Origin of the sequence: Actinokineospora sp. PR83 (genome assembly GCF_021056305.1) — a bacterium.
Classification (GTDB): Bacteria; Actinomycetota; Actinomycetes; order Mycobacteriales; family Pseudonocardiaceae; genus Actinokineospora; species Actinokineospora spheciospongiae.
The window spans coordinates 140,234-163,556 of sequence record NZ_JAJCXD010000065.1; the positions used below are offsets into that span (position 1 = coordinate 140,234).

General features: G+C 71.3%; 23 protein-coding genes and 1 pseudogene. 14 read left to right on the forward strand and 10 right to left on the reverse strand.

Features of this window, described 5'->3' with window-relative positions:
* The first annotated feature begins 170 nt into the window (after window positions 1–170).
* Window positions 171–1,154: a heme o synthase gene (locus tag L6E12_RS22125; RefSeq protein WP_374201927.1), complete on the forward strand. Its 984-nt coding sequence runs from the start codon at window positions 171–173 to the stop codon at window positions 1,152–1,154.
* Here the strand turns inward: L6E12_RS22125 and L6E12_RS35490 are convergent.
* The 5 genes from L6E12_RS35490 to L6E12_RS22150 all read right to left on the reverse strand — a co-directional run bounded on the left by L6E12_RS35490 (window position 1,151) and on the right by L6E12_RS22150 (window position 4,808).
* Window positions 1,151–1,897: an HNH endonuclease gene (locus tag L6E12_RS35490; RefSeq protein WP_236229830.1), complete on the reverse strand. Its 747-nt coding sequence runs from the start codon at window positions 1,895–1,897 to the stop codon at window positions 1,151–1,153. The two genes, L6E12_RS22125 and L6E12_RS35490, sit on opposite strands and share 4 nt — an antisense overlap.
* A 92-nt stretch (window positions 1,898–1,989) precedes the next feature.
* A complete protein-coding gene (locus L6E12_RS22135) occupies window positions 1,990–2,592 on the reverse strand; it encodes a GNAT family N-acetyltransferase (protein WP_236229831.1) in 603 nt (200 codons plus the stop codon).
* Window positions 2,523–3,161, reverse strand: coding sequence for an HD family phosphohydrolase (locus L6E12_RS22140; protein WP_236229832.1), 639 nt, complete (start codon window positions 3,159–3,161; stop codon window positions 2,523–2,525). Before L6E12_RS22140 ends, L6E12_RS22135 begins: the two co-directional genes overlap by 70 nt.
* A gap of 50 nt (window positions 3,162–3,211) precedes the next feature.
* Window positions 3,212–3,805 carry a hypothetical protein gene (locus tag L6E12_RS22145; RefSeq protein WP_236229863.1) on the reverse strand — a complete coding sequence of 198 codons (594 nt, stop codon included), beginning with the start codon at window positions 3,803–3,805 and terminating at the stop codon, window positions 3,212–3,214.
* A gap of 34 nt (window positions 3,806–3,839) precedes the next feature.
* Entirely contained in the window at window positions 3,840–4,808 is a 969-nt protein-coding gene (locus L6E12_RS22150; RefSeq protein WP_236229864.1) for a hypothetical protein, read from the reverse strand.
* Window positions 4,809–5,034: 226 nt separating this feature from the next.
* Between L6E12_RS22150 and L6E12_RS22155 the strand changes: the two genes are divergently transcribed.
* Together L6E12_RS22155 and L6E12_RS22160 are read left to right on the forward strand one after the other, a co-directional pair.
* Complete coding sequence (locus L6E12_RS22155) at window positions 5,035–5,598, forward strand: FKBP-type peptidyl-prolyl cis-trans isomerase (RefSeq protein WP_236229833.1); 564 nt, start codon at window positions 5,035–5,037, stop codon at window positions 5,596–5,598.
* 65 nt (window positions 5,599–5,663) lie between these two features.
* Window positions 5,664–6,071, forward strand: coding sequence for a MarR family winged helix-turn-helix transcriptional regulator (locus tag L6E12_RS22160; RefSeq protein ID WP_236229834.1), 408 nt, complete (start codon window positions 5,664–5,666; stop codon window positions 6,069–6,071).
* A gap of 448 nt (window positions 6,072–6,519) precedes the next feature.
* On the opposite strand, the gene L6E12_RS22165 is transcribed toward L6E12_RS22160, so the two are convergent.
* Window positions 6,520–7,491, reverse strand: coding sequence for a zinc-binding dehydrogenase (locus L6E12_RS22165; RefSeq protein ID WP_236229835.1), 972 nt, complete (start codon window positions 7,489–7,491; stop codon window positions 6,520–6,522).
* A 194-nt stretch (window positions 7,492–7,685) separates the two neighbouring features.
* On the opposite strand from L6E12_RS22165, the gene L6E12_RS22170 reads away from it, so the two are divergent.
* Together L6E12_RS22170 and L6E12_RS22175 are read left to right on the forward strand one after the other, a co-directional pair.
* Window positions 7,686–7,952, forward strand: a complete 267-nt coding sequence (locus L6E12_RS22170; protein ID WP_236229865.1) for a hypothetical protein — start codon at window positions 7,686–7,688, stop codon at window positions 7,950–7,952.
* A 45-nt stretch (window positions 7,953–7,997) separates the two neighbouring features.
* Window positions 7,998–10,733, forward strand: a complete 2,736-nt coding sequence (locus L6E12_RS22175; RefSeq protein ID WP_236229836.1) for a transcriptional regulator — start codon at window positions 7,998–8,000, stop codon at window positions 10,731–10,733.
* On the opposite strand, the gene L6E12_RS22180 is transcribed toward L6E12_RS22175, so the two are convergent.
* The gene (locus tag L6E12_RS22180) at window positions 10,704–11,669 is read right to left on the reverse strand and encodes a heme A synthase (RefSeq protein ID WP_236229837.1); all 966 of its coding nucleotides are present in this window, start codon (window positions 11,667–11,669) and stop codon (window positions 10,704–10,706) included. The genes L6E12_RS22175 and L6E12_RS22180 overlap by 30 nt on opposite strands.
* Before the next feature lie 343 nt (window positions 11,670–12,012).
* Here L6E12_RS22180 and L6E12_RS22185 point away from each other — a divergent pair, with 343 nt between their 5' ends.
* The 5 genes and pseudogenes from L6E12_RS22185 (at window position 12,013) to L6E12_RS22205 (ending at window position 16,022) form a co-directional block, all read left to right on the forward strand.
* Complete coding sequence (locus L6E12_RS22185; RefSeq protein ID WP_236229838.1) at window positions 12,013–12,465, forward strand: helix-turn-helix domain-containing protein; 453 nt, start codon at window positions 12,013–12,015, stop codon at window positions 12,463–12,465.
* A gap of 40 nt (window positions 12,466–12,505) precedes the next feature.
* Window positions 12,506–13,048, forward strand: coding sequence for an ImmA/IrrE family metallo-endopeptidase (locus tag L6E12_RS22190; protein ID WP_236229839.1), 543 nt, complete (start codon window positions 12,506–12,508; stop codon window positions 13,046–13,048).
* Window positions 13,038–14,129, forward strand: coding sequence for an MAB_1171c family putative transporter (locus tag L6E12_RS22195; protein WP_236229840.1), 1,092 nt, complete (start codon window positions 13,038–13,040; stop codon window positions 14,127–14,129). The genes L6E12_RS22190 and L6E12_RS22195 overlap by 11 nt, the downstream gene beginning before the upstream one ends.
* A gap of 197 nt (window positions 14,130–14,326) precedes the next feature.
* Window positions 14,327–15,596: pseudogene (locus L6E12_RS22200) on the forward strand (IS256 family transposase).
* 27 nt (window positions 15,597–15,623) lie between these two features.
* On the forward strand, window positions 15,624–16,022 hold the full coding sequence (locus L6E12_RS22205; RefSeq protein ID WP_236229841.1) for an NUDIX domain-containing protein: 399 nt from the start codon (window positions 15,624–15,626) through the stop codon (window positions 16,020–16,022).
* A 200-nt stretch (window positions 16,023–16,222) separates the two neighbouring features.
* Here L6E12_RS22205 and L6E12_RS22210 read toward each other — a convergent pair whose 3' ends face one another.
* Genes L6E12_RS22210 through mptB form a run of 3 tightly spaced genes read right to left on the reverse strand, consistent with a single transcriptional unit; the run spans window position 16,223 to window position 19,541 of the window.
* Window positions 16,223–16,939: an ABC transporter permease gene (locus L6E12_RS22210; protein WP_236229866.1), complete on the reverse strand. Its 717-nt coding sequence runs from the start codon at window positions 16,937–16,939 to the stop codon at window positions 16,223–16,225.
* Window positions 16,940–16,992: 53 nt separating this feature from the next.
* On the reverse strand, window positions 16,993–17,919 hold the full coding sequence (locus L6E12_RS22215) for an ABC transporter ATP-binding protein (protein WP_236229842.1): 927 nt from the start codon (window positions 17,917–17,919) through the stop codon (window positions 16,993–16,995).
* An 11-nt stretch (window positions 17,920–17,930) separates the two neighbouring features.
* Window positions 17,931–19,541 carry a polyprenol phosphomannose-dependent alpha 1,6 mannosyltransferase MptB gene (mptB, locus tag L6E12_RS22220; protein ID WP_236229843.1) on the reverse strand — a complete coding sequence of 537 codons (1,611 nt, stop codon included), beginning with the start codon at window positions 19,539–19,541 and terminating at the stop codon, window positions 17,931–17,933.
* Between the two features lie 96 nt (window positions 19,542–19,637).
* Here mptB and L6E12_RS22225 point away from each other — a divergent pair, with 96 nt between their 5' ends.
* Genes L6E12_RS22225 through L6E12_RS22240 form a run of 4 tightly spaced genes read left to right on the forward strand, consistent with a single transcriptional unit; the run spans window position 19,638 to window position 23,319 of the window.
* The gene (locus L6E12_RS22225) at window positions 19,638–20,402 is read left to right on the forward strand and encodes a helix-turn-helix transcriptional regulator (protein WP_374201925.1); all 765 of its coding nucleotides are present in this window, start codon (window positions 19,638–19,640) and stop codon (window positions 20,400–20,402) included.
* On the forward strand, window positions 20,399–21,847 hold the full coding sequence (gene sufB / locus L6E12_RS22230; protein ID WP_236229844.1) for a Fe-S cluster assembly protein SufB: 1,449 nt from the start codon (window positions 20,399–20,401) through the stop codon (window positions 21,845–21,847). Before L6E12_RS22225 ends, sufB begins: the two co-directional genes overlap by 4 nt.
* Window positions 21,848–23,008 carry a Fe-S cluster assembly protein SufD gene (sufD, locus tag L6E12_RS22235; RefSeq protein ID WP_236229845.1) on the forward strand — a complete coding sequence of 387 codons (1,161 nt, stop codon included), beginning with the start codon at window positions 21,848–21,850 and terminating at the stop codon, window positions 23,006–23,008. It begins immediately after the preceding gene.
* Complete coding sequence (locus L6E12_RS22240; protein ID WP_236229846.1) at window positions 23,005–23,319, forward strand: non-heme iron oxygenase ferredoxin subunit; 315 nt, start codon at window positions 23,005–23,007, stop codon at window positions 23,317–23,319. The genes sufD and L6E12_RS22240 overlap by 4 nt, the downstream gene beginning before the upstream one ends.
* Window positions 23,320–23,323: the final 4 nt, after the last annotated feature.

The window sequence follows — 23,323 nt, forward strand, 5'->3', positions numbered from 1 at the left end:
CTGGTCCACGGGTAAGCGTAGTCCGCCCGCGGATCGGATGTGATCTCCGACCGAAAGCGGGCCACACCGGACCACCCGGCAGGGGTACCCGATAACCGCGCGGTTAACATTTGCCCGGTGCCGCGGTCGTCGCCGCGGTGCGGACGCACTCGTCGTGACCGGCGTTACACCTGGTCGTGGCGGGTACCCACCACCTGAGGAGCGCGATGTCGTCGGTGACCCCCGTGCCCGTCGACCCGCGTGCCGAGCAGCCGCCGCGCACCACCCTGTCGGTGGTGAAGGCGTACGTCGCGCTGACCAAGCCGCGCATCATCGAACTGCTCCTGGTCACCACCGTCCCGGCGATGATGCTCGCCGCCCGCGGCATCCCCTCGCCGTGGCTGGTGCTGACCACCCTCGTCGGCGGCTCGATGGCCGCGGGCAGCGCCAACGCCCTCAACTGCGTGGTCGACGCCGACATCGACGCGGTCATGAAGCGGACCAAGTCCCGCCCCCTGGCCCAGCACGCGGTCCCGACCCGCTCGGCCCTGATCTTCGGCGTGGTCCTGGGCGTGCTCTCCTTCGCCTGGCTGTGGACGACGACGAACCTGCTCGCCGCGGCCATGGCCGTCGGCGCCATCCTGTTCTACGTCCTCGTCTACACGATGATCCTCAAGCGCCGCACCGCGCAGAACATCGTCTGGGGCGGCGCCGCGGGCTGCATGCCGGTCGTCATCGGCTGGTCGGCGGTCACCGGCGACGTAGCCTGGCCCGCCCTGGTCATGTTCGGCGTCATCTTCTTCTGGACCCCCCCGCACTTCTGGGCCCTGGCGATGAAGTTCCGCGACGACTACGCCGCCGCGGGTGTCCCCATGCTCCCGGTCGTGGCCACGCCGCAGCAGGTGGCGAAGCAGATCGTCATCTACTCCTGGGTGATGGTCGCCTGGACCCTGCTCCTGCTCCCCGCCACCGGCTGGGTGTACGCGGCGTTCGCGCTGCTGGCGGGCGCGTGGTTCCTGGTGTTCGCGCACAGGCTCAACAGCGCGGTCCGCAAGGGCGAGCCGAACAACCCGATGAAGCTGTTCCACCTGAGCAACTCGTACCTGACCCTGGTCTTCGTGGCCCTCGCGGTCGACTCCGCCCTGTCCCTGCCGGTCTTGGGCCTGCCCTTCTAGCCCGCCCGTCGATCCCGGACCAAGCGCCGCAGCGCGGCCGGGGTCAGCCACTCCCGGCGGCGGTGGATCATCCGGTGGCAGTTGGCGCACAGCACCGCGAGGTCGTCGAGCTGGGTCTTCGTCTCCCCGGACACGTGCAGCGGGACGACGTGGTGGCACTCGAAGTACCCGGCCCCGTGCGGGCCGTAGACCTCGGCGAAGTCGAAGTCGCACACCTCGCACCGCAGCCGCCCGTGCCGCGCCAGGACCTGCTTCTCCTTCTGCCTGCGCAGCGCCGGGTCGCGTTCCCGTCGCCGGTGCACGCGTTCGAGCAGCCGCCCCTCACTGGTGCCGCCGGGGTCGCCGAAGGCGTCGGGGTCCGCAGGCGGGAGGTTTTTGAACTCGCCTGCGCGCTCACCGCTGCGGAGGCGCTGGGCGAGTGCGTGCATCTCGGTCGGGCGGGAGATGAAGGCTTCCAGCACTTCGAGGTCGAGCTTGCCGCCGTTGGTGGGCTTGCGCACATCGTCCGGGTGGTGGGTGGCGATGTCCGCCATCTTGCGGCGCACGCTGTGGGGACTGCGGAAGGTGGCGGTCCGGAGTTCGGCTGCGTGGATGGGCAGGCGTTGCAACAGGTGCGACAGTTCGATCACGCGCTTGTCGCCGCTGTCGAGTTCGTGCCACCGGTTGGCCATGACCAGGTCACAGGCCAGGACCAGTTCCTCCCACGCCCACGATGGGTTGCGAGGGGCATTTCCTGTCGCCACCGTCCCGGCTCCCTCCGTCACGCGGAGCCTAGGATGTTCCCTCGATCTGGGTACCCCTTTCGGGTGATCCAGAGAGGAAGATCAACAGAGGGCTAGATGGTCATGATGAACTGGGTGCAGCGGTAGACGCGGCTGAACCTCTCCCGCATCCGCTCCTCTTCCCGCAGGTGCGAGTGCAGGAACGCGCTCACCAACCCCACGCCCGGGGGAGTGGTCAGCACGTCGTCCGCCTCCCCGTCCCGGGTGTGGACGTGCAGGTACATGTCCCCGGTGGTGAAGCCCGAGCGGGTGTACCAGCCCAGTGCCTGCGGGTCCTCCCGCGTCCAGGCGTCCAGCCGGGTGGCGCCCAGGGCCCTGGCGCGGGGGATGGCCTCCGCCAGCAGGCGGGTGCCCAGGCCCGAGCGCTGGTGGTCGGGGTGGACGGCGATCGTCTCGATGGTGGCCAGGGGAGCGCGGATCGCGGCGTCGAGCACCCCGACCACCTCGTCGCCGTCCACCGCGACCAGGGACACGTCCACCGGCGGCTTCCGGGTGAGGACGTCGTCGTAGTAGGACGTGTGGAGGAAGGACAGGACTCGGCAGCGCAGCCAGGATTCCTCGTCCGACGGGTGGTAGTCGCGGACGGTCAGGACGCCACTGCCGTCAGGAGGCGTTCCACTGTGGGGTCGTCGAGGGATTCCTTGATGCAGTGCCACAGTTCCAGGTTAGCCGTGGCCCAGCGGGAGTACGCCGCCGCCGCTTCGGGGGAGTAGAAGTAGAAACCCTCCTCGTGCGGGGCGTGCTGCTCCCCGACGATCTTGTTCGCCAGTTCGCGCAGGCCGATGCCGTTCTCGGCGAGGTACTTGTGCGCGAGCACCACCGGGGTCACCGGCAGGGCCTTGAACAGCGTGTCCGCGTCCGAGAGGGCCTGGGCCTCCAGCGAGATGCCGCGGTGGCGGTTGGCCATCTCCGCCTCGTCGACCAGTGCGTCGATCCACTCGACGAGGTCGGGGGTGACGCCCGCGGAGTCCAGGATGTCGCGGCGCAGGCCGCTGCCCGCCGCGGCGGGGGAGTTGCGGCGGACCAGGTAGTTCACGTCGTGGACCAGTGCCGCGGTCTCCACCACCGGGGTGTCCGAGCCGTTGAGGTCGGCGAACTCGACCGCCTTGTCCCGGACGAAGCTGACGTGGTGCCAGCCGTGGAACGGCAGGTTGCGGGCGTAGTGCGTGCACAGGTCCCTGACCTGCTTCTCCACCAGTTCGATCGTCGAGCGTGCGATGGACATCGGTAGTACCCCTCCCATAGGCCGTGGGTGGGGTGATGGTAAGCCGCTGCTCAGAGCAGGCTGGTCAGTTCGGCCAACCGCGACTCGACCGGGGTGTGCCGGTGGCCGATGCCGGTGGCGGGGTCGTAGGACAGGCTCCAGGCGCGGACCGGGCGCGACTTGACCAGGAACGTCATCGTCGAGTCCAGGGCGGTCGGGATGCGGTGGAACTGCTCGGCGGTCAGCACCCCCGACTCGCCGGGCAGGCAGTCGGCGCGGCTGGTCAGCTCCGCGCCGGTGATCAGGCCGGTGTGCTCGTCGACCGTCGCGCGGAAGCGCTCGTGGCGGTAGCCGCCGGAGAGGATGACCGTGCAGAAGTGGTAGCGGTGGTTGTGCACCGAGTCGGCGTAGCCCGCCCGCCAGTCCTGCTGCGGCTTGTACTCGTGCAGCCAGAACGAGAACGGCTCGGCTGTGCGGTCGCGCAGGCACCAGGCGAAGTGGGTGGTGGTCTCCCGGGAGCGGGCGATCAGCGCCGCCGCGTGGGCCGGGGCCATCCCCAGCAGGTGGCTGCGCAGCACCGAGCGCAGCCCGGGGCCGTCGGCCCAGGACAGCACCTGTTCGTGCGCGGCCGTCCACCGCTGGTGGCCCAGGTCCGCGGCGCGCATCCGCGCGGCGAGGTCGGACAGGTCCGGCACGGGGTCAGCCTCCCAACTCGGCTTTGGCGGCGAAGTCGCGGCGGAACGCGTGGAAGCGCTCGGCCAGCTCCCGGAACCGCTCCTCGGTGGGCTGTTCCCCGGTGACCGCGGCGAAGTGCGCCAGGAACTCGTCCCGGGTGGTCTCCGGTGTGATCACGAACCGCGCGCCGTCGGTGGCGTGCAGCCGGGCGAACTCGGCGCGCTGCATGTCGTAGAGGAACGACCCCTCGGAGAACCGCAGCGACCGCGGGTAGAGCGACTGCGAGCCCGCCACCGAGCTGTACAGCGTCACCCACACGCTGTCGTCGAACATCTCCAGCCGGTCCAGCGGCGGGTCGGCCACCGCGGTCACCTCGATGGACGTGCACCGGCCGCGGGCCAGGAACAGCCCGACCAGCCCGATGCGGATCTCCTCGTGCAGCGCCTCCTGCACCCGCTCGTACTCGGTCTCGTAGTCGGCGTCGGCCCCCTTGTGCCGCAGCTTGTGCCGCGCCCGGCCGGTGACCGAGCCGCGGGCGCGCGGGTCGGCGACCACCGCGCGCACCTCCCACTCGGCGTGCGCCAGCAGCAGCCGCACCGCGGCGTAGCGGCCGGAGAACCCGCGGAAGAGGAACTGCCGGGTGGCACCCAGGTCGCGCATCATCAGGGCGTTGAACGCCGGGTCCGGGTCGGTGGTCGCCTCGAACACGTGCGTGGGGAAGAACTCCGCGTTCAGCGAGCGGTACTCGTCCGACAGCTCGCGCAGGGCCTTGCGGCTCTCCTCGACCAGCGGGGTGACCATCGCCCGCTGCGCGGCGGAGGCGGTGATCAGCGTCTGGCCGAACCCGATCACCGCCGAGACGAACGTCCCGGTCCCCAGTGCGGTGAGCAGGTTCTTCGGTGTCCCGGCGTCGACCGAGCCGGCTGCCCACGTGGACAGGCCGGACACGACGAGCAGGACCGACAGCAGCAACCCGGTTCGGGTCCAGAACATCTCCTGGATCGCGTGGGTGCGGAGCCGTCCGGCGTCCGCGGGCACGGCAAGCCACCTCCTGGGGCCCCGGGGAGAGGGCAGGGTGTTGGGCGGGGGGAAGTCACGGAAAAGGTGCGGAAGGTCACTCTACGCGCCAGTTGCTGACGGGAAAATGCGTAATTCGGGTGAGAGTTCACCGCCAGTCGCCCGGTTGACCCGTACCGGCCGGTATCTACACTGCTCGACCATGCGGAACCTCGGCAAGATCGTGCTCGCGGCGGCCCTGGCCGCCGGTCTGTCCGCCTGCGGGTCCTCGGACCAGACTTCCCCCGGTTCGGCAGGCGGGGTCACGATCGGCAAGACGACGACCACCACCACGAGCGCACCTGCGAGCAACCTGCCCGCGTGCACCGTCGACCAGATCCCGATCGGCGGCCAGGTGGGGTCGAAGCCGACGATCACCGTCCCGGACACCTGCTCGCCGCCGAAGGAACTGCTCAGCAAGGACCTCACCGTCGGCACCGGCAAGGACGTCACCGCCGGGGTGACCATGCAGACCCACTACGTGCTGGTCACCTGGTCGGACAAGGTCGAACTGGACAACTCCTGGGACCGCGGCGAGACGTTCCCGCTGGAGAACGTGGGCCAGGCCCAGGTCATCGACGGCTGGAACGAGGGCGTCATCGGCATGAAGGAAGGCGGCCGCAGGCTGCTGGTCATCCCGCCGGAGAAGGGCTACGGCCAAGGCGGCCGCGGCATCAAGCCCAACGAGACCCTGGTCTTCGTGGTCGACGCGGTGGCTGTCTCCTGATCCCGGAGGCGGCGGGCGCGACCGACGACGCGGTCGCGTCCTGGCCGACCGGACGGCTGCTGTCGGTGGCCGCCCGGCTGGTCGAAGGCTCCTGGGAGCGGGCACTGGCCGAGCGCGGGCTGACCCACGCGGGCCTGATCGCGCTGCACCTGCTGGGCGGCGGCCCGCAGTCGCAACGGGCGCTGGCCCGCGGGGCGCGGGTCACCGACCAGACCATGAGCCGCACGGTCGACCGGCTGACCCGGGCCGGGTTCGTCGACCGGGTGGTCGACGGTGCCGACCGGCGGCGGATGCTGGTGACGCTCACCGAGTCCGGTCGTGCTGTGCACGCCGAGGCGGTGCGGGCTGAGCGGGAGGATCCCGCGGTACTGGGTGCGCTGGTGGATTACGAGGCGTTCCGGCAGCAGTTGGTGGCGTTGGTGCAGGCGCTGGGGCGTGGCGGGCAGGCGGGTTCGGAGCAGGGGCCGCGGTAGTGCTCGGCCGTGCCTGTGGTTCACAGCGCCGGTCGTTTGTCGCTGGTGCCCGGGTGGGTGGATCTGTTCGGCCGTGCCGTGGTTTCAAGGGCCGGGATTTTTGCTGTGGTGCCCGGGTGGGTGGATCCGCTTGGGCGGGGCCCCTACAGCGATCATGTGCCCAGTGTGACCGAGTGGGGCTGAAGGGATGCCCCACAGCCCAGGCAGGCTTGCACATGATCGCTTCCCCCACCCAAGCACATCCACCCACCCGGGCATTTCCGTAGCCGGGCCGCCGGTTTTTGGGGTGGTCGCCGGCTGCGCACAGTGCGGTTCGGTGTGGCGGGCCGCTCGGCCGCCAATTGGTGGGGTGGTCGGGCGGCTGCGCACGGTGGGGTTGTGGGTGGCTGCCGCCGGGCTTGCGGTTTGGGGGGTGGTCGGCAGGGTGACCGTGTGTGCGTGGCCGAGGTCAGGGCAGCAGGAGGAGTTTGCCGGTGGTGCGCCTGCCTTCCAGGTCGGCGTGGGCTTGGGCGGCGTCGGCCAGGGGGTAGCGGTGGCCGATGCGGATGTCGAGGGTGCCCGCTGTGATCGCGGTGAACAGGTCGCCGGTGCGCCACCGCAGTTCTTCCGGTGTGGCGATGTGGTGGGCCAGCGTGGGGCGGGTGAGGAAGACCGAACCGGCGTGGTTGAGCCGCTGCGGGTCGACCGGGGGGACCGGGCCGCTGGAGGCGCCGAACAGGGCCAGGGTTCCGCGTGGGCGCAGCACCGACAGGCTCCCGTCGAACGTGGTCTTGCCCACTCCGTCGTAGACCGCTGCGACGCCGGTGCCGTCGGTCAGGGCTCGGGTGCGGGTGGCGAAGTCCTCTTCGGTGTAGCGGATGACCTCGTCGGCGCCTGCGGCTCGGGCCAGGTCGGCCTTCTCCTCGGTGGACACCGTGGCGATCACCCGGCCGCCGCGGGCCTTGGCCAGTTGCACCAGCAGCAGGCCGACCCCGCCCGCCGCCGCGTGCACGAGCACCGTGTCGTCGGGCTGGATCGGGTAGGTGGAGGTGACCAGGTAGTGGGCGGTGAGCCCTTGGAGCATCGCCGCGGCGGCGGTCTCGTCGTCGACGCCCTCGGGCACCGGTACGACCGCCGTGGCGGGGACCACGGCCTGTTCGGCGTACCCGCCCAGTGGGCCCGCCCAGGCGACCCGGTCCCCGACGGCCACGCCGGTGACCCCGTCGCCCACGGCTGTCACCGTGCCCGCGCCCTCCTGGCCGAGGACAAACGGGCAGGGGATCGGGTACAGGCCGGAGCGCTGGTAGGTGTCGATGAAGTTCACCCCGGCCGCCGCGACGGCCACCAGCACCTCGCCCGCGCCGGGGGAGCGCTCGTCCACCTCGGTGTGGCGCAGGACCTCCGGGCCACCGTTCTCGGTCACCAGCACGGCCTTCGGCACGGTTTTGCTCCTCTCGGGACGGGTGTTCATCACGCGGGGCGAACTCCGCCCGCCCCGCCCAGGATGCTCCAGTGGCCCCGCTCACGGTCGACAGGTGGCCCGGTCGCGCAGGGCCTACGCTCTGTCGGGTGGCTGACGAGAAGACCGCTGACGACAAGACCGCCGACCGGGAGCCCTCGGTCCCGCCGAAGGCCGTGAAGGCCGCCGCGGCCTTCGTGGCCAAGCACGGCAAGCCCGCCCGCGCCGTGGTCGAGAACATCGGCCGCAAGGGCGCCCGGGTGGTCCTGGTCGGCCACGACGGCGCGATGGGCGACGTGCTCGTCCCCAGCCCCGCGCTGGGCGAGCGGCTCGTCGAGAAGGTCAGGGACCTCGAAGCCGCCGAGTGGGACCGCGAGACCGTCGAGGCGGCCAAGATCGGGCACGCGCACCGCGTCAAGATGGGCGGCCGCGCCCGCGGCTGAGGCGAACCCGCCCGCTCGGGCGGGTGATCCCCCTACGATCCGGCTGTGACCGGATCACCACCGGATGTGACCCCCGCGGACCACGCCGAGGACCCCCTGCTGGACGAACTGCGCCGCAGGCTCCCGGACGTGGTCACGGGCGTGCTGCGCGATCCGTTCCTCGCCGGGGAGATCGCCAAGCTGCTCCCTGCTGACCGGGACCGGGTGGTCGCGGAAACCCGGCGAAAGACGCTGGCTGAGGAAGCCGACCTGCTGCGGGTCACCAACCCGGCCATCTCAGACCTGCGCCAGGCCCGGCGGCGGCTGGCCGAGCACAAGGACCCGTGGCCGACCGGTGGCGCGGTGCGCCGGGGTGCCGGGTACGCCGACCTCGGGCTCGCCTTCTGGTCGGGAACGGCGGGCGCGCTGCTGTTCTGGCACGTGATCCGGCTGTCACCGCTGGTCTCCGCGGACTTCCTGCTGTGGATCGGTGCCTGCGCCGCCGCTGTCGTCGCACTGCGGGTGGGGCACCGCGCCGTGGCCAGGGCGGGCAGGTACCTCCTCGGTGAACCCGTCCGCGACGGTGTCGCGGTCCCGTTCGCCGCCGGGCTCGCCACCGCGTACCTGCTGCTGCTCTGGCGCTTGGGGCCCCCGTCCGTCGAGGCGCTCGGTCGGCTGCTCAGCGTGGCGCTGTGGGTGGTGTCGGGCTTGATCACCCTCTTCCTGATCTTCGCGGCCGCACTGACCGTCACCACCCCGCCCCAGGGGCAGCCCAGGACCGGGCTGCTGCCGAAGGGGGCCTTCACCCGGGGCTGTGCGGCGTACGCCGTCGCGGTCGCGCTGGGCTTCCCCGTCCTGTCCGGGGTCATCACCCCGTCGTGGCCGGAGTGGGGGAGGGTCCTCGGGGTCCACGCCATCACGGCGATCGTCCTGATCGCGGCTCTGCCCGCCGCCGTGCGCGCGTTCACCAGCGCCTCCGCCAACCGCCTGCGGTCGGCCTCCGGGTGGGACACGCAGTTGCGGGACTTGGCCCGCGACGTCGACAGAGCGGACGCGGCGTGGCTGAGCGAGGTGCGCCAAGCCGTCCTCTCGACCGCCGCGCGGCACCTCACCCAGGTGGTGGACCCGCCGTTCAGCACGGTCCTGCCCGCGCTCGACCGCCGGGGGCTCGCCCACATGCGGCCGTTGGACCGGGTCGTGACCACAACGGCCTTCACCCGCCTGCGGCGGATGACCGAGGGCATCAGCGGTGGTGCCATCGGCATGGCGGGGCCGCGCGGCGCGGGGAAGTCCACCCTGCTCGCGGCGTTCCAGGCGGGCAAGTTCCTGCGGCCGGGCCAGCAGCACATCGCCCTGCTGGAGAACGTGCCGGTGCGCTACGACGCCCGCGAGTTCGTGCTGCACCTCTACGCCAGGCTGTGCGGGGAGGTCATCCGGTTCTGCGACAGCCAGGTCGAGTCGGACCGGGGGCGGTGGTCCGAGCGCCTGGCCCGGTGGCGCGGGCCCGCGGTGGTCGTGGCGCTGGTGCTCGTGTGGCTGGCCGCCGGGTTCGCCGCGGCGGCGCTGGGCGGGGGCAACCGGCCGAGCCTGGGGGCGTGGCTGGCGAGCGGGTGGCTGCCGCTGGTGATCGTGCTCGGGGCGCTGAGCGTGTTCGCCGCGGTCGTCCGGCTGCCCCGGCCCGCGCACGCCGGTCCGCCGCCCACGCCGGTCGACCTGCGGGGCCTCCGCGCCTACGCGCGGGACACCCTGGAGGGCATCCACTTCCAGCAGAAGCACACGTCCGGCTGGTCGGGGAAGGTGGGCGTGGTGTTCGGCGCGGAGGGCACCCGCACGTCGTCGCGGGAGTTGACCCGGCAGCCGCGCAGCTACCCGCAGATCACCCACGACTTCGCCGAGTTCCTGCGGCTGACCGTCGAGTGCGCGGCCGCGGTGCCCACCACCGCCACCCCGTCGGTGGTGATCATCCTCGACGAACTCGACAAGATCCTGTCCCCGGAGCAGGCCCAGGACTTCGTCAACGAGGTCAAGGCGCTGTTCACCCTGGACGTGCCCGGCTTCCTGTTCCTGGTCTCGGTCTCCGAGGACGCGCTGGCCACCTTCGAGCGCCGCGGGCTGTCCCTGCGCGACGCCTTCGACAGCGCGTTCGACGTGATCGTCCGGCTGGAGTTCCTGCGGCTGGAGGACACCCGGGCCATCCTGACCGGCCGCATCCTGGGATTGCCCGAGCCCTTCGTCTGCCTGTGCCACTGCCTCTCCGGCGGCCTGCCCCGGGAACTGGTGCGGGTCGCCCGCGAGGTCACCGCCGAACCCGGTGACCTGGCCGAGGTCTGCGCCCGCCTGGTTGCCGCCGACCTGCACGGCAAGGTCTCCAGCCTGCGGACCGTCGTCGCCCACGGCGCCCACGACGACACCCTGACCGCCGACTTGGTCCGCCACGTCGACGCGCACACCTCGACCGAGCCCGCCACCCTGCTCTCCGCCGCGGCGCACCCGCCCATCCCGGACGGCGCCGCGAGCCCCGCGCTCGCCCGCCTCCAACTGGAGATGCTCGGCTACCTGTACTACCTGGCCACCGTGCTGGAGGTCTTCGGCCGCGGTTTCAGCGAGCACGACCTCAACACCGGCCGCGACGGCAGGGGCGACGCGTCGTTCGACACGCTGACCTCGGTCCGCCAGTTCTTCCCGGTCAACGCCCGCCTGGCCTGGCTCACCATCAGCGCGTTCCGCACCGCGTGGAGCCTGCCCGCGGTGCCGCCACCCGGCGGCGGGACCTCAGCCGCGGGTGACCAGGACCCGGTCTGACCCCGGGCGCACCAGCGGGCGCTCGCGCGTGCCCGCCCACAGGCTGGCCGTCGCCGCGATGACCGCCGTGGCGCCGAGGACGTGCAGCGACACCAGCAGCTCCGGGACGCCGGTCCAGTACTGCACGAAGCCGAGCAGGCCCTGGGCCAGCACCACCGCGGTCAGCAGCAGGAACCGCCGCCACAGCACCGGGGGGGCGTCCGCGTCGGCCTTGATCATCACGCCGACGGCGACCAGCATGCCCAGGAAGACGTAGAGGAACGCGGCGTGCACGTGGGCCAGGGTGTCCACCGGCAGCGCGAGCCGCGGGGTGTTCGGGTCGCCCGCGTGCGGGCCCGCGCCGGTGACCATCGTGCCCGCGATGAGCATCCCGACGAGCACGACCACCATCAGCGGCAGCAGCCCGCGCAGCGGGGCCAGGCCGCGGTGCACCGGCGGGCCGTCGCCCTCGTCGATGGAGTGCAGGAACAGCGTCGCCAGCCACACCATCAGCGCCGAGGCGAGGAAGTGCACCGCGACGGTCCACCAGAGCAGGTCGAAGCGGACCGTCATGCCGCCGATGACCGCCTGCACGACCACGCCCGCGGGCATGATGAAGCCGAGGCGCACGTAGCGGCGGCGGCGCGGGCGGTCGAGGTAGGCCAGGGCGAACGCGGCGAAGGCGATGATGCCCACCACCCCGGTCAGCAGCCGGTTGCCGAACTCGATCCACTGGTGCAGCGCGGCGAACTCGGGGTGGTCGACCGGCACCATGCTGCCCGGCTGGCACTCCGGCCAGGTGCTGCACCCCAGGCCGGACCCGGTGACCCGGACGACGGAGCCCGCGACCGCGATCAGCGCCTGGGTCAGGAGCACCCCGACCGCCACCGCGCGCTGCGTGCGCACGCTCGCCCCGGGGAGCCGATCGATGCGGTTCTTCAGTGTCTCCAGCGCCACGGGCCGATGGTAGGTGGGTGTGGCTGAGAACCCGCCGATGGGCCGCTCTAGCGTGCCGTGGCTCTCATCGCCGGGTGAACCGGCGAAAGTGTGTCCATCTTCGCGGAAGTGCTCCACGCGATGATCATGTCGGACTACACTCGGTCGTCGGAGGGCGAACTCCCCCATCGCCTTCCCGTGGGCTACCGCCGGACGGGTCACTCCCCCCACGACCCGTCCGGCGGTAGCGTTTCCCCAGGCGTGGTGAACATATACTCCGCCTGCGCAGGGTTTCAACAGTAGTGCAACGACCGGTGCGTGTTTTCGACAGGTGTCGAAAACCATTCGCCGTGAGGTGGGGGAGATGGACCACGGGGATCTGGGGCTGTCCGCGAAGTTGAACCGGTTGGTGGCCACGGTCCACCCGGCCGGGCGGGGCCCGTTCACCAACGAGGAGATCGCCGCCTCGATCCGCGCCGAGCAGTCGGTCGACATCTCGCACAGCGCGATCTCGGCCTGGCGCCGCGGCACCAGGGACAACCCGAGCTTCCGGCACCTGTCGGCGCTGGCCAGGTTCTTCGGCGTGCCCCTGGGCTACTTCTCCGACGACGCCGAGTCCGCCCGCGTCGACGAGCAGCTCGACCTGGTCGCCGCCTGGCGCGACGCGCAGGTGCGGGCGATCGCGATGCGCGCCGGGGAGCTGTCGGAGGCGGGGCGGGCGGCGATCCTGGAGATGGCCAACCGGGTGTGCGAGATCGAGCGCGCGCACGCGCGCCCGGAGCGCAGGGCCGAGAGCGGGAAGCCCGAGCCGAGGTGAGGGCACCGCGACAGCGCGGCGACAGCACGGCGGCGGCACCGTGAGGGGCCTGGCCGAGCACCGCAGGCTGCGCAGGCGGGTGCGGGAACTGCTGGCCGAGGTCGGCGTGCCGCGGCCGTGGGACCTGGGGGAGTTCTGCGCCAGGGTCGCCGCGCACCGCGGCAGGCCGATCCACGTGCTGCCGATGGTCATGCCCCCGGGCTCCCCGGACGGCGCCTGGCTCAGCGGCCCCACGGTCGACGTCATCGTGCACGACGCCGACAGCCCACCGCTGCGCGCCGAGCACATCGTCTGCCACGAGCTGGGCCACATCCTGCTCGGCCACGGCGGCACCGGCCTGGGCCCGGAACTCACCCCGGACGTGTCCCCGGACCTGCTGCGGCGCATGGGCGTGCTGCACCGCGCGGGCTACGACGACGTCCTGGAGCAGCAGGCCGAGGTGGCCGCGTCGCTGATCTGGCGCTTGGCCGACCGCAGGCTCGTCCCCGACCGGCGGGCGCTGGACCCCACCGAGGCCGCCGTGGTCGACCGGTTCGCCGAGGTCATGGAACGCCGCGCCGACGGGGGCGGCGGTGTCGGCTGAGGCACTGCACCTGGCGGTGATCGCGGTCGTCGGCCTCGCCGTCGCCTACAAGGCCGCCGACCTGCTGCGCGCCCCGCGACCGGGCCACTGGGCGCTGTGGTCGGCCCTGCTGGCCCTCCTGCTGGCCCTGGCCCTGGGCCTGCGCACCGTGGGCGGCCTGCTCGACGCGGTCCTGCCCGGCGCGGGCTGGATCGTGCAGCACGAACTGGTCGTCGGGGGCACCTTCGCGTTGCAGGCGTTCTTCGTGCACTCCACCCACCCACCCCACCGCGTGCCCACCGCCCTGCGCTCCCGGGCCGCCCTGACCGGCACCGGCATGGCTGTGCTGCTGGCGGCCTGGCTGGTCGCCACCCAGGTCGAATCCCCGGACTGGGGCCGGGTCGACTGGGGGCGGCAACCGTGGACGGCGGCGGCGAACCTGCTGTTCGTCCTCGGCGTGGCGGGCTGCCTGCTGGTCAACACCCGCCTCACCGCCCACTGGGCCCGCATCGCCGACCGCCGCTGGCTGCGCCGGGGCCTCTGGCTGCTCACCACCGGCGGCTGGTGCTGCGTCGCCTGGGCGGGCCACCGCGCCTGCTTCATCCTCGGCGGCCGCTTCGGCACCCCACCACCGTGGAACCAGACCTTCCCCGAACTGACCCTGCTCGCCATCGGCCTGAGCACAGCGATCGTCGGCATCACCCTCCCCGCCTGGGGTCCCCGCGTCGACGCCGCCCGAACCTGGCTCGCCCACTACCGCTCCTACCGCCGCCTCACCCCGCTCTGGCACGCCCTGCGCACCGCCACCCCCACCATCGAACTGCGCTCACCCACCCCGTGGTGGCACATGGAATACCGCCTCTACCGCCGGGTCATCGAAATCTGGGACGGCCGAGCCGCCCTGCGCCCCTACCGCGACCCGACCCCGGGCGAACTGTCCGCCACCGCTGAGGCCGAATCCCTCCGCACCGCCCTGCGCGCCAAACTCGACGGCGCCGACCCCCACCCCACCCCGGCCCCGGAAACCCACCGGGGCACAACGGACCTCGCCGCCGAGGTCGGGTGGCTGGAATCAGTCGCCGCAGTGGGCAACTGGCGCTAGGAACCCGCCTCCAAAGAAACCGCCGGCCCATCAACCAGCCACGCGGAACCCCACGGTGCGCAGCCGCCGACCACCCTCGCAACCGAGCAATGCTGGAGACCTGTGGATCGGCTGGGAGAGGCCGTACCTTCCCAGTGATCGGTTGAAGGCTCCAAGCAAGACCGGCGCTGCAACGCTGGTGGGGAAGGTACGTCCCGATGCTGACCGTAGTCCCTGACCCTGCTGCTGGCGATGACCGTCCTTCGGATGGTTCGTCGTTGATTGATCAGCTCGTGCGGAAAGGCGCCCGGCAGATGCTGACCGAGGCCCTGCAGGCTGAGGTCGACGCCTACATTGCCCAATTCATCGGCGAGCGCGACGAGCGTGGACACCGGCTGGCCGTGCGTAATGGGTACCACCAGCCGCGTGAAGTGTTGACCAGCGCCGGCGCCATCGAGGTCACCGCGCCGCGGGTGAACGACAAGCGCATCGACCCCGACACGGGCGAGTGGAAGCGGTGAGCTTCGGCGATCCTGCCGCCTTGGGCGCGCAAGACCCCGAAGCTCACCGAGGTGCTGCCGCTGCTGTACCTGCACGGTCTATCCTCGGGGGATTTCGTGCCCGCGCTGGGCCAGTTCCTCGGCTCCGCGAAGGGCCTATCCGCCTCGGTGATCACCAGGTTGACCGAGCAATGGAAGGCTGAGCAGCATGCCTTCTCTGAGCGTAATCTGTCCGAAGTCGACTATATTTATCTCTGGGCCGATGGTATCCACGTCAACATCCGTCTGGAGGAGCACAAGCTGTGCCTGCTGGTGATGATCGGGGGTGCGTGCTGACGGCCGCAAGGAACTCATCGCACTGGCCGATGGGTATCGCGAGTCTGCCGAGTCGTGGGCGGATCTGCTGCGTGACTGCGCTCGACGGGGGATGCGTGCCCCGGTCCTGGCGGTCGGCGACGGTGCGCTCGGGTTCTGGGGCGCCCTGCGCGAGGTGTTCCCGGAAGCCCGGGAGCAGCGATGCTGGTTCCATAAGATCGGCAACGTGCTGGCCGCGCTGCCCAAGTCCGCGCACCCTGGGGCGAAGAAGGCCCTGGCGGAGATCTGGAATGCCGAGAACAAGCGACACACCCTGGACGCGGCCAAGGTGTTCGTCGCCGCCCATGGTGCGAAGTTTCCCAAAGCGGTCGCCAAGATTACCGACGACCTTGACGAGTTGCTCGCGTTCTTCGACTACCCCGCCGAACACTGGATCCACCTGCGGACCACCAACCCCATCGAGTCGACCTCCGCCACCGTGCGGCACCGCACCAAGATCACGAAAGGTTCCGGTTCCCGAGCTGCCGGGCTGGCGATGGCGGTCAAACTCATCGAGTCAGCCCAAGCCCGCTGGCGCGCGGTCAACGCACCGCAGCTCGTCGCGCTCGTCCGAGCCGGCGCCACCTTCACCGACGGGCAACTCGTCGAACGCCCTGACGAACACGCAGCCTGAACCAACCCCACCGAGTGGAAGGAAACCATGACGGCTATCGACAAGATCGCGTGGATTCGGCTGGAATCCGGCAAGATCCTCAGCACACGGTCACGCGGTAAGGACGTGTACTACATCCCTGGCGGCAAACGCGAACCCGACGAGACCGATATCCAGACCCTCATCCGGGAGATCCACGAAGAACTCGCCGTCGCCATCGCACCCGCCAGCGCGGTGCACGTCGGCACCTTCCACGCCCAAGCACACGGCCACGCAACCGGCGTCGCAGTGCGGATGACCTGCTACAGCGCCGACTACCAAGGAACCCTGACCCCCAGCAGCGAGATCGAAGAACTCATCTGGCTGACCTACGCCGACCGCGACCGCGTATCCCCCGTCGACCAACTCATCTTCGACCACCTGTACCAGACCGGCCAACTCGCCTGACACAGGCATCCGACAAACATGATCCACAACTATTGACAATGCTCCTCGCAACCGCCGGCCCGGCTAAGCAGATCCACCCACCCGGGCACCGGGCACCAGCGACAAAATCCCGGCGCTTTGAAGCCCGGTCACGGCCGAGCATCGGCCCACCCCGGGTACCCAGAACAAAACCCCCGGGCTCTTGAGCCGAAGCACGCGGCTCAGACCAGCTTCGTCGTCCGAGTCGCGACAACCCCGCCCACAGCACCCCACACCGCCAACGTCACCCACACCCACCACGACGGCGCGACCCCGTCGACCAGGGCCTGCGTGAACCCCTCCGTCAACGCCCCGGAAGGCAACAACCGCACCACAGCGGCCATCCCCCCGGGCAGCGCGTCAACCCGCAGCACGATCCCACCGGCGAGCAGCAGCACGAACCAGATCACGTTGGCCAGCGCCAGCACGACCTCAGCCTTGAGCGCACCCCCCAGCAGCACCCCCAGCGCCCCGAAGGTCAACGTCCCCAGCACCACCAGCAGCACCGTCCACCCCAGACCCGCCGCCGACGGCGACCAGCCCAGCGCCAGCGCCACCGCGCCCAGCACCACCAACTGCACCACCACGACCGCCAGCGCCGCCGCGACCCGCCCGGCCACCAGCAGCCACCGGGGCAGCGCGGTCGCCGCCAGCCGCTTGAGCACGCCGTAGCGGCGGTCGAAGCCCAGTGCGATGGCCTGCCCGGTGAACGCCGAGGACATGATCGCCAGGGCGAACACCCGCGGGGTCACCGAGTCGACCCGGGGGGCGGGCATGGTGATGACGTCGAGCAGGCTCAGGCCCACCAGCAGCGCCAGCGGGATCAGCAGGGTCAGCAGCACCTGCTCGCCGTTGCGCAGCGTCAGCACCGCCTCGGTGCGCGCGTGGACCAGCAGCATCCGCCCGGTCCGGCCGCGGCCGGGTGCGGGGGTGAAGGTGCCCGCGGGGAAGGTCACGACCGCAGCTCCCGTCCGGTCAGCTCCAGGAAGACGTCCTCCAGGCTGCGCCGACCGACGTTCAGCTCCTCGGCCAGCACCCCCTGCTGGGCGCACCACGCGGTCACCGTCGAGACCACCTGCGGGTCGACGGTGCCGGTGACGAGGTAGCCGCCCGCGGTGGGCTCGGTGACCCGGCAGCCCTCCGGCAGCGCGGCCAGCAGCAGCGCGGTGTCCATGCCCGACTTGGCGCGGAACCGCAGCCGCTGGTCGTCGGGGCGCTCGGCGGTCAGCTCGCCGGGTGTGCCGTCGGCCACCACCCGGCCGTGGTCGATGATCACCACCCGGTCGGCCAGCGACTCGGCCTCCTCCATCAGGTGCGTGGTGAGCAGCACGCTGACGCCGTCCGCGCGCAGCGCCGCGACCAGGTCCCACACCAGGCGCCGGGCCTGCGGGTCCATCCCCGCGGTCGGCTCGTCGAGGAACACCAGCTCCGGGCGGCCGACCAGGGCGCAGGCCAGTGACAGCCGCTGCTGCTGGCCGCCGGAGAGCCGCTTGTACGGGGTTTTCACCGCGCCGGACAGGCCCAGCACGTCGATCAGCCAGGCGGGGTCGAGCGGGTTCGCCGCGCACGCGGCGACCAGGTCCAGCATCTCCGCCGCCCGCACGCCGGGGTACGCGCCGCCGCCCTGGGGCATCACGCCGATCCGGGGCCGCAGCGCCGCCGCGTCGGCGACCGGGTCGAGGCCGAGCACCCGCACGGTGCCCGAGTCCGCCCGCAGGAAGCCCTCGCAGGTCTCCACCGTGGTCGTCTTGCCCGCGCCGTTGGGGCCGAGCAGCCCCAGGACCGTGCCGCGCTCGACCCGCAGCGACAGACCGTCCACGGCTGTGGTGGACCCGTATCTCTTGACCAGGTCGGACACCTCGACGGCGGGGGCGCTCACGACTGTGCAGCCTAGGGCGTGGTTGCCGTCACCCGCCGCCCGGGCAGCCACTCGCTGCGCGGGATCCGCCTGCGGACCACCACCACGGCGACCACCGTCACCACGACGGCGCCGATGATGGCGTAGGGCAGCACGAACACCCGGCCGTCGAAGGTCTGCCCGGTCGGCGCCAGCGCGACCGCCAGCCCGGCGCTGATGATCGTGGCCGCGGTGCGGAACTTGGTGTTGCCCGCCGCGGCGGCCAGCGGGACCGCCGCCCACAGCAGGTACCAGGGCTGCACGGTGGCGCCGAGGACCAGCACCGCGCCCATCCCGACGCCCAGCCCGGTCAGCGGGCGCAGCCGCCAGCGGAACGAGTCCAGCAGCAGCTTCGCCGCCAGCAGCGGCCCGAGGACCCCGCCGACGGCCCGGCTGACGGTGATCGCCGCCTCGATGTGGTTGCCCAGGCCCAGCAGCACGCCCAGCCCGCCCGCGCCGAAGCCCAGCGCGGTCATCGGCGCCATCCAGCTCTTGATCGTCGAGGCGGTGTTCAGAGTGGCCACCCAGCCGTAGCCCAGGCCGCTGCCGAACGAGCAGGCGCTGAGCACCACGGCGAACACCACGAACAGCCCGCCCGCCGTGGCGAACAGGTGCGACCACCGGCCGCCCATCCGCCGGGCGATCATCACCCCGAGGAACCCCAGGGCCAGCGCCGCCGGGATCTTCACCGCCGCGCCGAGGGTGATCACCGCCGCGCCGATCGCGTACCAGAGCAGCTCGCCGCGCTGCCACGGCGGGAACGGCCCGTCCGGGGTCACCCTGGGCATGTTCCGCAGCGCCAGCTCGAACCCGACGAGCATCAGCCCGATCGCCAGCGCCTCGTTGTGCACGCCGACGACCAGGTGGAACAGCACCAGCGGGTTGGCCGCGCCCAGCCACAGCGCGCTGACCGGGCTCACCCCGAACCGGCGGGCCAGCCGGGGCAGCGCCCACACGATCATCGCCAGCCCGACGAGGGCGATCAGCCGGTGCGCGGCCACGCCCATCACCACGTGGTCCCCGGTGAGCCAGCTCACCGCCTTGCCCAGGGTCAGGAACAGCGGGCCGTACGGCGACGGGGTCTCCCGCCACATCGTCGGCACGCCCAGGGTCAGCGGGTTGTTCAGCCCGAGCGCCTGCGCCGGGCCGACGGTGTACGGGTCCTGGCCGAGGTTCACGATCTCGCTCTGCGCCAGGTAGCTGTAGACGTCGCGGCTGAAGCTGGGCACGGTGAACACCAGCGGGGTGATCCACATCGCCAGGGTGCGGCCCATCTGCGGCACCGACACCGCCCGCGCCCGCCCCGGCCGCGACAGCCGCCCCAGCGCCAGCCAGGCCAGCACGATCATGAACACGCCGGTGAACGCGAACGCCAGCGCCACCGTCGTCATCCGGCTGAACAGCCCCAGCACCGGCAGCCGGAACACCGGGTTGAACACCGGGGCCGCCCCCGCGCCGAGCGAACCGATGGTCAGCAGCAGCGAGCCCACCGTGCCGAACCGGCGCACCGTGTCCAGTTGCGCGCGCTCCACCCGGTCCAGCGGTGCCGATTCCCCCGGTGCGCGACCGCGCTCCGCCTGCTCCTGCGTGTCCGCTGCCACCACGTGGCGAAGGGTAGCGGGGCGGCCGCGAGGGTGAGGCCGGTCACGCGATCGGGGGGTGCCTTTGCGGGCCTCCGGGAAATAAGACACACTTGTGTTGTGAAAAAGACCGAACCCGCTCAGCCCGCCCCGGGGGTGACCGTCCCCGGTCCCGTCGGCGCAGGTCAGCAGGTCGACGGTCGCACCAGGCACGGTGTGGCCCGACTGCTGCTGGAGCGCGGGGAGGTCACGGCGGCCGCGATCGCCGAGGCGCTGGGGCTGAGCCCGACCGCCGTCCGCAGGCACCTGGACGCCCTGGTGGCGGACGGGGAGGCGTACACCCGTGACGCCCCCCGCCGCGGCCAGCGGGGCCGCGGACGCCCGGCCAAGCTCTTCCTGCTGACCGAGTCCGGGCGCGCCCGGTTCGGCCACGCCTACGACGACCTGGCGATCTCCGCCCTCCGGTTCCTCGCCGAGTCCGGCGGGGAGCAGGCGGTGCGGGCGTTCGCCGAGCGCCGGGTGGCCACCCTGGTCGACCCGCACCGCGAGGCCGTCACCGCGTTCGAGGACCCCGCGGCCCGCGCGGAGGCCCTGGCCACGGCGCTGACGCGCGAGGGCTACGCCGCCTCGACGCGCAGCGTCGGCATCGGTGAGCAGCTCTGCCAGCACCACTGCCCGGTCGCGCACGTCGCCGCGGAGTTCCCGCAGCTGTGCGAGGTCGAGACGGCGGTGTTCGCGGACCTGCTCGGTACGCACGTGCAGCGGTTGGCGACCATCGCCAACGGCGACGCGGCGTGCACCACGCACGTCCCGCACGTGCCGGACCAGCAGCGCGCGCGGCGCACCACAGCTCGAGAAGTTCCGGATGGAGGGAAGTCCCTATGACTGCCGCTGCCGAGCAGCGAACCACCACAGCGACCCCGATGACCCAGGAGCAGACCCTGGACTCACTCGGGCGCTACGAGTACGGCTGGGCCGACTCGGACTTCGCTGGCGCGAGCGCCAAGCGCGGCCTCTCGGAAGCCGTCGTGCGGGACATCTCCGCGAAGAAGAGCGAACCCGAGTGGATGCTCGAGTCGCGCCTCAAGGCGCTGCGCCTCTTCGACAAGAAGCCGATGCCGACGTGGGGTTCTGACCTCTCCGGGATCGACTTCGACAACATCAAGTACTTCGTGCGCTCCACCGAGAAGCAGGCCGCGAGCTGGGAGGACCTGCCCGAGGACATCAAGAACACCTACGACAAGCTGGGCATCCCGGAGGCGGAGAAGGCCCGCCTGGTCTCCGGTGTCGCCGCCCAGTACGAGTCCGAGGTGGTCTACCACAAGATCAACGAGGAGCTCGAGAAGCAGGGTGTCATCTTCCTCGACACCGACACCGCGCTGCGCGAGCACCCGGAGCTGTTCGAGGAGTACTACGGCTCGGTGATCCCGCACGGGGACAACAAGTTCTCCGCGCTCAACGGTGCCACCTGGTCCGGCGGCTCGTTCATCTACGTCCCCAAGGGCGTGCACGTCGAGATCCCGCTGCAGGCCTACTTCCGGATCAACACCGAGAACATGGGCCAGTTCGAGCGCACGCTGATCATCGTCGACGAGGGTGCCTACGTGCACTACGTCGAGGGCTGCACCGCGCCGATCTACTCCTCGGACTCGCTGCACTCCGCGGTCGTGGAGATCATCGTCAAGAAGGGCGGCCGCTGCCGCTACACGACCATCCAGAACTGGTCGAACAACGTCTACAACCTGGTCACCAAGCGCGCCAAGGCCGAAGAGGGCGCGACCATGGAGTGGATCGACGGCAACATCGGCTCCAAGGTCACCATGAAGTACCCGGCCGTGTTCCTGATGGGCGAGCACGCCAAGGGCGAGGTGCTCTCCATCGCCTTCGCGGGCGAGGGCCAGCACCAGGACGCGGGTGCCAAGATGGTCCACATGGCACCGCACACGTCCTCGACGATCATCTCCAAGTCGGTGGCGCGCGGCGGCGGCCGGACCTCCTACCGCGGCCTGGTCCAGGTCAACAAGCGGGCGCACCACTCGAAGTCCACGGTCAAGTGCGACGCGCTGCTGGTCGACCAGATCAGCCGCTCGGACACCTACCCGTACGTCGACATCCGCGAGGACGACGTGTCGATGGGCCACGAGGCCACCGTGTCCAAGGTCAGCGACGACCAGCTCTTCTACCTGATGTCGCGCGGCCTGACCGAGGACGAGGCCATGGCGATGATCGTGCGCGGGTTCGTCGAGCCCATCGCGCGCGAGCTCCCCATGGAGTACGCCCTCGAACTCAACCGTCTCATCGAGCTCCAGATGGAAGGAGCGGTCGGTTAAATGACCGCGTCTGTTCAGAAGCCCCACTCCCACGGGGCTGTCGTCCCGGAGTCCTCCCGGGCCGAGTGGTTCACCTCCTACGACGTCAACGCGTTCGAGGTGCCCACCGGCCGGGAGGAGATCTGGCGCTTCACCCCGATGAAGCGCCTCGCCGGGCTGCACACCGGTACCGCGGCGACCGGCTCCGCGGTGATCGAGGTCGACACCCCGGCCGAGGTGACCCACGAGACGGTCGGTCGCGACGACGCCCGCCTCGGCGCGGGCGGTGTCCCGGCCGACCGGATCGCCGCGCAGGCCTACAGCTCGTTCACCGAGGCCACCGTGCTGACCGTGACCAAGGAGGCCGTCGCCTCGGCGCCGGTCTCGGTCACGATCACCGGCCCCGGCGCGGGCCAGGTCGCCTACGGGCACCTGCAGATCCGCGCGGAGCAGTTCGCCGAGGCCACGGTCGTCCTCGACCACCGGGGTTCCGGGGTCTACGCCGACAACGTGGAGTTCGTGCTGGCCGACGGCGCCAAGCTCGCCGTGGTGTCCATCCAGGACTGGGCCGACGACGCGGTGCACGTCTCCGCGCACCACGCGCAGATCGGCCGCGACGCGGTGTTCAAGCACACCGTGGTCACCCTGGGCGGCGACGTCGTGCGGGTCTCGCCGACCGCGAAGTTCGCCGACAAGGGCGCCGAGGTCGACCTGTCCGGTGTGTACTTCGCCGACGCGGGCCAGCACTTCGAGCACCGCACCTTCGTCGACCACAACCAGGAGAACTGCACGTCGAACGTGACGTACAAGGGTGCTCTCCAAGGTGAGGGCGCGCACACCGTCTGGATCGGCGACGTGCTCATCCGCGCGGTCGCCGAGGGCACCCAGACCTACGAGCTCAACCGCAACCTGCTGCTCACCGACGGGTGCCGCGCCGACTCGGTGCCGAACCTGGAGATCGAGACCGGCGAGATCGTCTCCGCGGGCCACGCCAGCGCGACCGGCCGCTTCGACGACGAGCAACTGTTCTACCTGCAGGCCCGCGGCATCCCCGAGGGCCAGGCCCGGCGCCTGGTCGTGCGCGGCTTCTTCCACGAGCTGATCCACAAGATCGCCGTCCCCGAGGTGCGCGAGCGCCTGGAAGCGGCGATCGAGGCGGAGCTGGAAGCCGTCGGCGCATGATCCGCGCGTGTGCGTTGACCGACCTCGACGACGGCAAGCCGTTCGCCGTCGAGGTCGACGACGTGCCCGTGGTGCTGGTGCGCCGGGGCGAGCAGGTGCACGCGCTGCGCGACTCGTGCAGCCACGCCGAGGTGTCGCTGTCGGAGGGCGAGCTGACCCGCAAGGGCCTGGAGTGCTGGTTGCACGGGTCGTGCTTCGACCTGCGCACCGGCGCCCCGTCCTCCCCACCGGCCACCGACCCGGTCGAGGTCTTCCCGGTCACCGTCGAAGGTGACGACGTGTCGGTCGACGTCACGACCACCCTGAACTGAACCA

Bases quoted from the DNA above. Each gene is read 5' to 3' on its own strand.
- L6E12_RS22140 (WP_236229832.1), bottom strand. From the start codon at position 3,161: ATGTCCATCGCACGCTCGACGATCGAACTGGTGGAGAAGCAGGTCAGG.
- L6E12_RS22145 (WP_236229863.1), bottom strand. From the start codon at position 3,805: ATGCGCGCCGCGGACCTGGGCCACCAGCGGTGGACGGCCGCGCACGAA.
- L6E12_RS22150 (WP_236229864.1), bottom strand. From the start codon at position 4,808: ATGTTCTGGACCCGAACCGGGTTGCTGCTGTCGGTCCTGCTCGTCGTG.
- L6E12_RS22155 (WP_236229833.1), top strand. From the start codon at position 5,035: ATGCGGAACCTCGGCAAGATCGTGCTCGCGGCGGCCCTGGCCGCCGGT.
- L6E12_RS22185 (WP_236229838.1), top strand. From the start codon at position 12,013: ATGGACCACGGGGATCTGGGGCTGTCCGCGAAGTTGAACCGGTTGGTG.
- L6E12_RS22205 (WP_236229841.1), top strand. From the start codon at position 15,624: ATGACGGCTATCGACAAGATCGCGTGGATTCGGCTGGAATCCGGCAAG.
- L6E12_RS22210 (WP_236229866.1), bottom strand. From the start codon at position 16,939: ATGCTGCTGGTCCACGCGCGCACCGAGGCGGTGCTGACGCTGCGCAAC.
- sufB (WP_236229844.1), top strand. From the start codon at position 20,399: ATGACTGCCGCTGCCGAGCAGCGAACCACCACAGCGACCCCGATGACC.
- sufD (WP_236229845.1), top strand. From the start codon at position 21,848: ATGACCGCGTCTGTTCAGAAGCCCCACTCCCACGGGGCTGTCGTCCCG.
- L6E12_RS22240 (WP_236229846.1), top strand. From the start codon at position 23,005: ATGATCCGCGCGTGTGCGTTGACCGACCTCGACGACGGCAAGCCGTTC.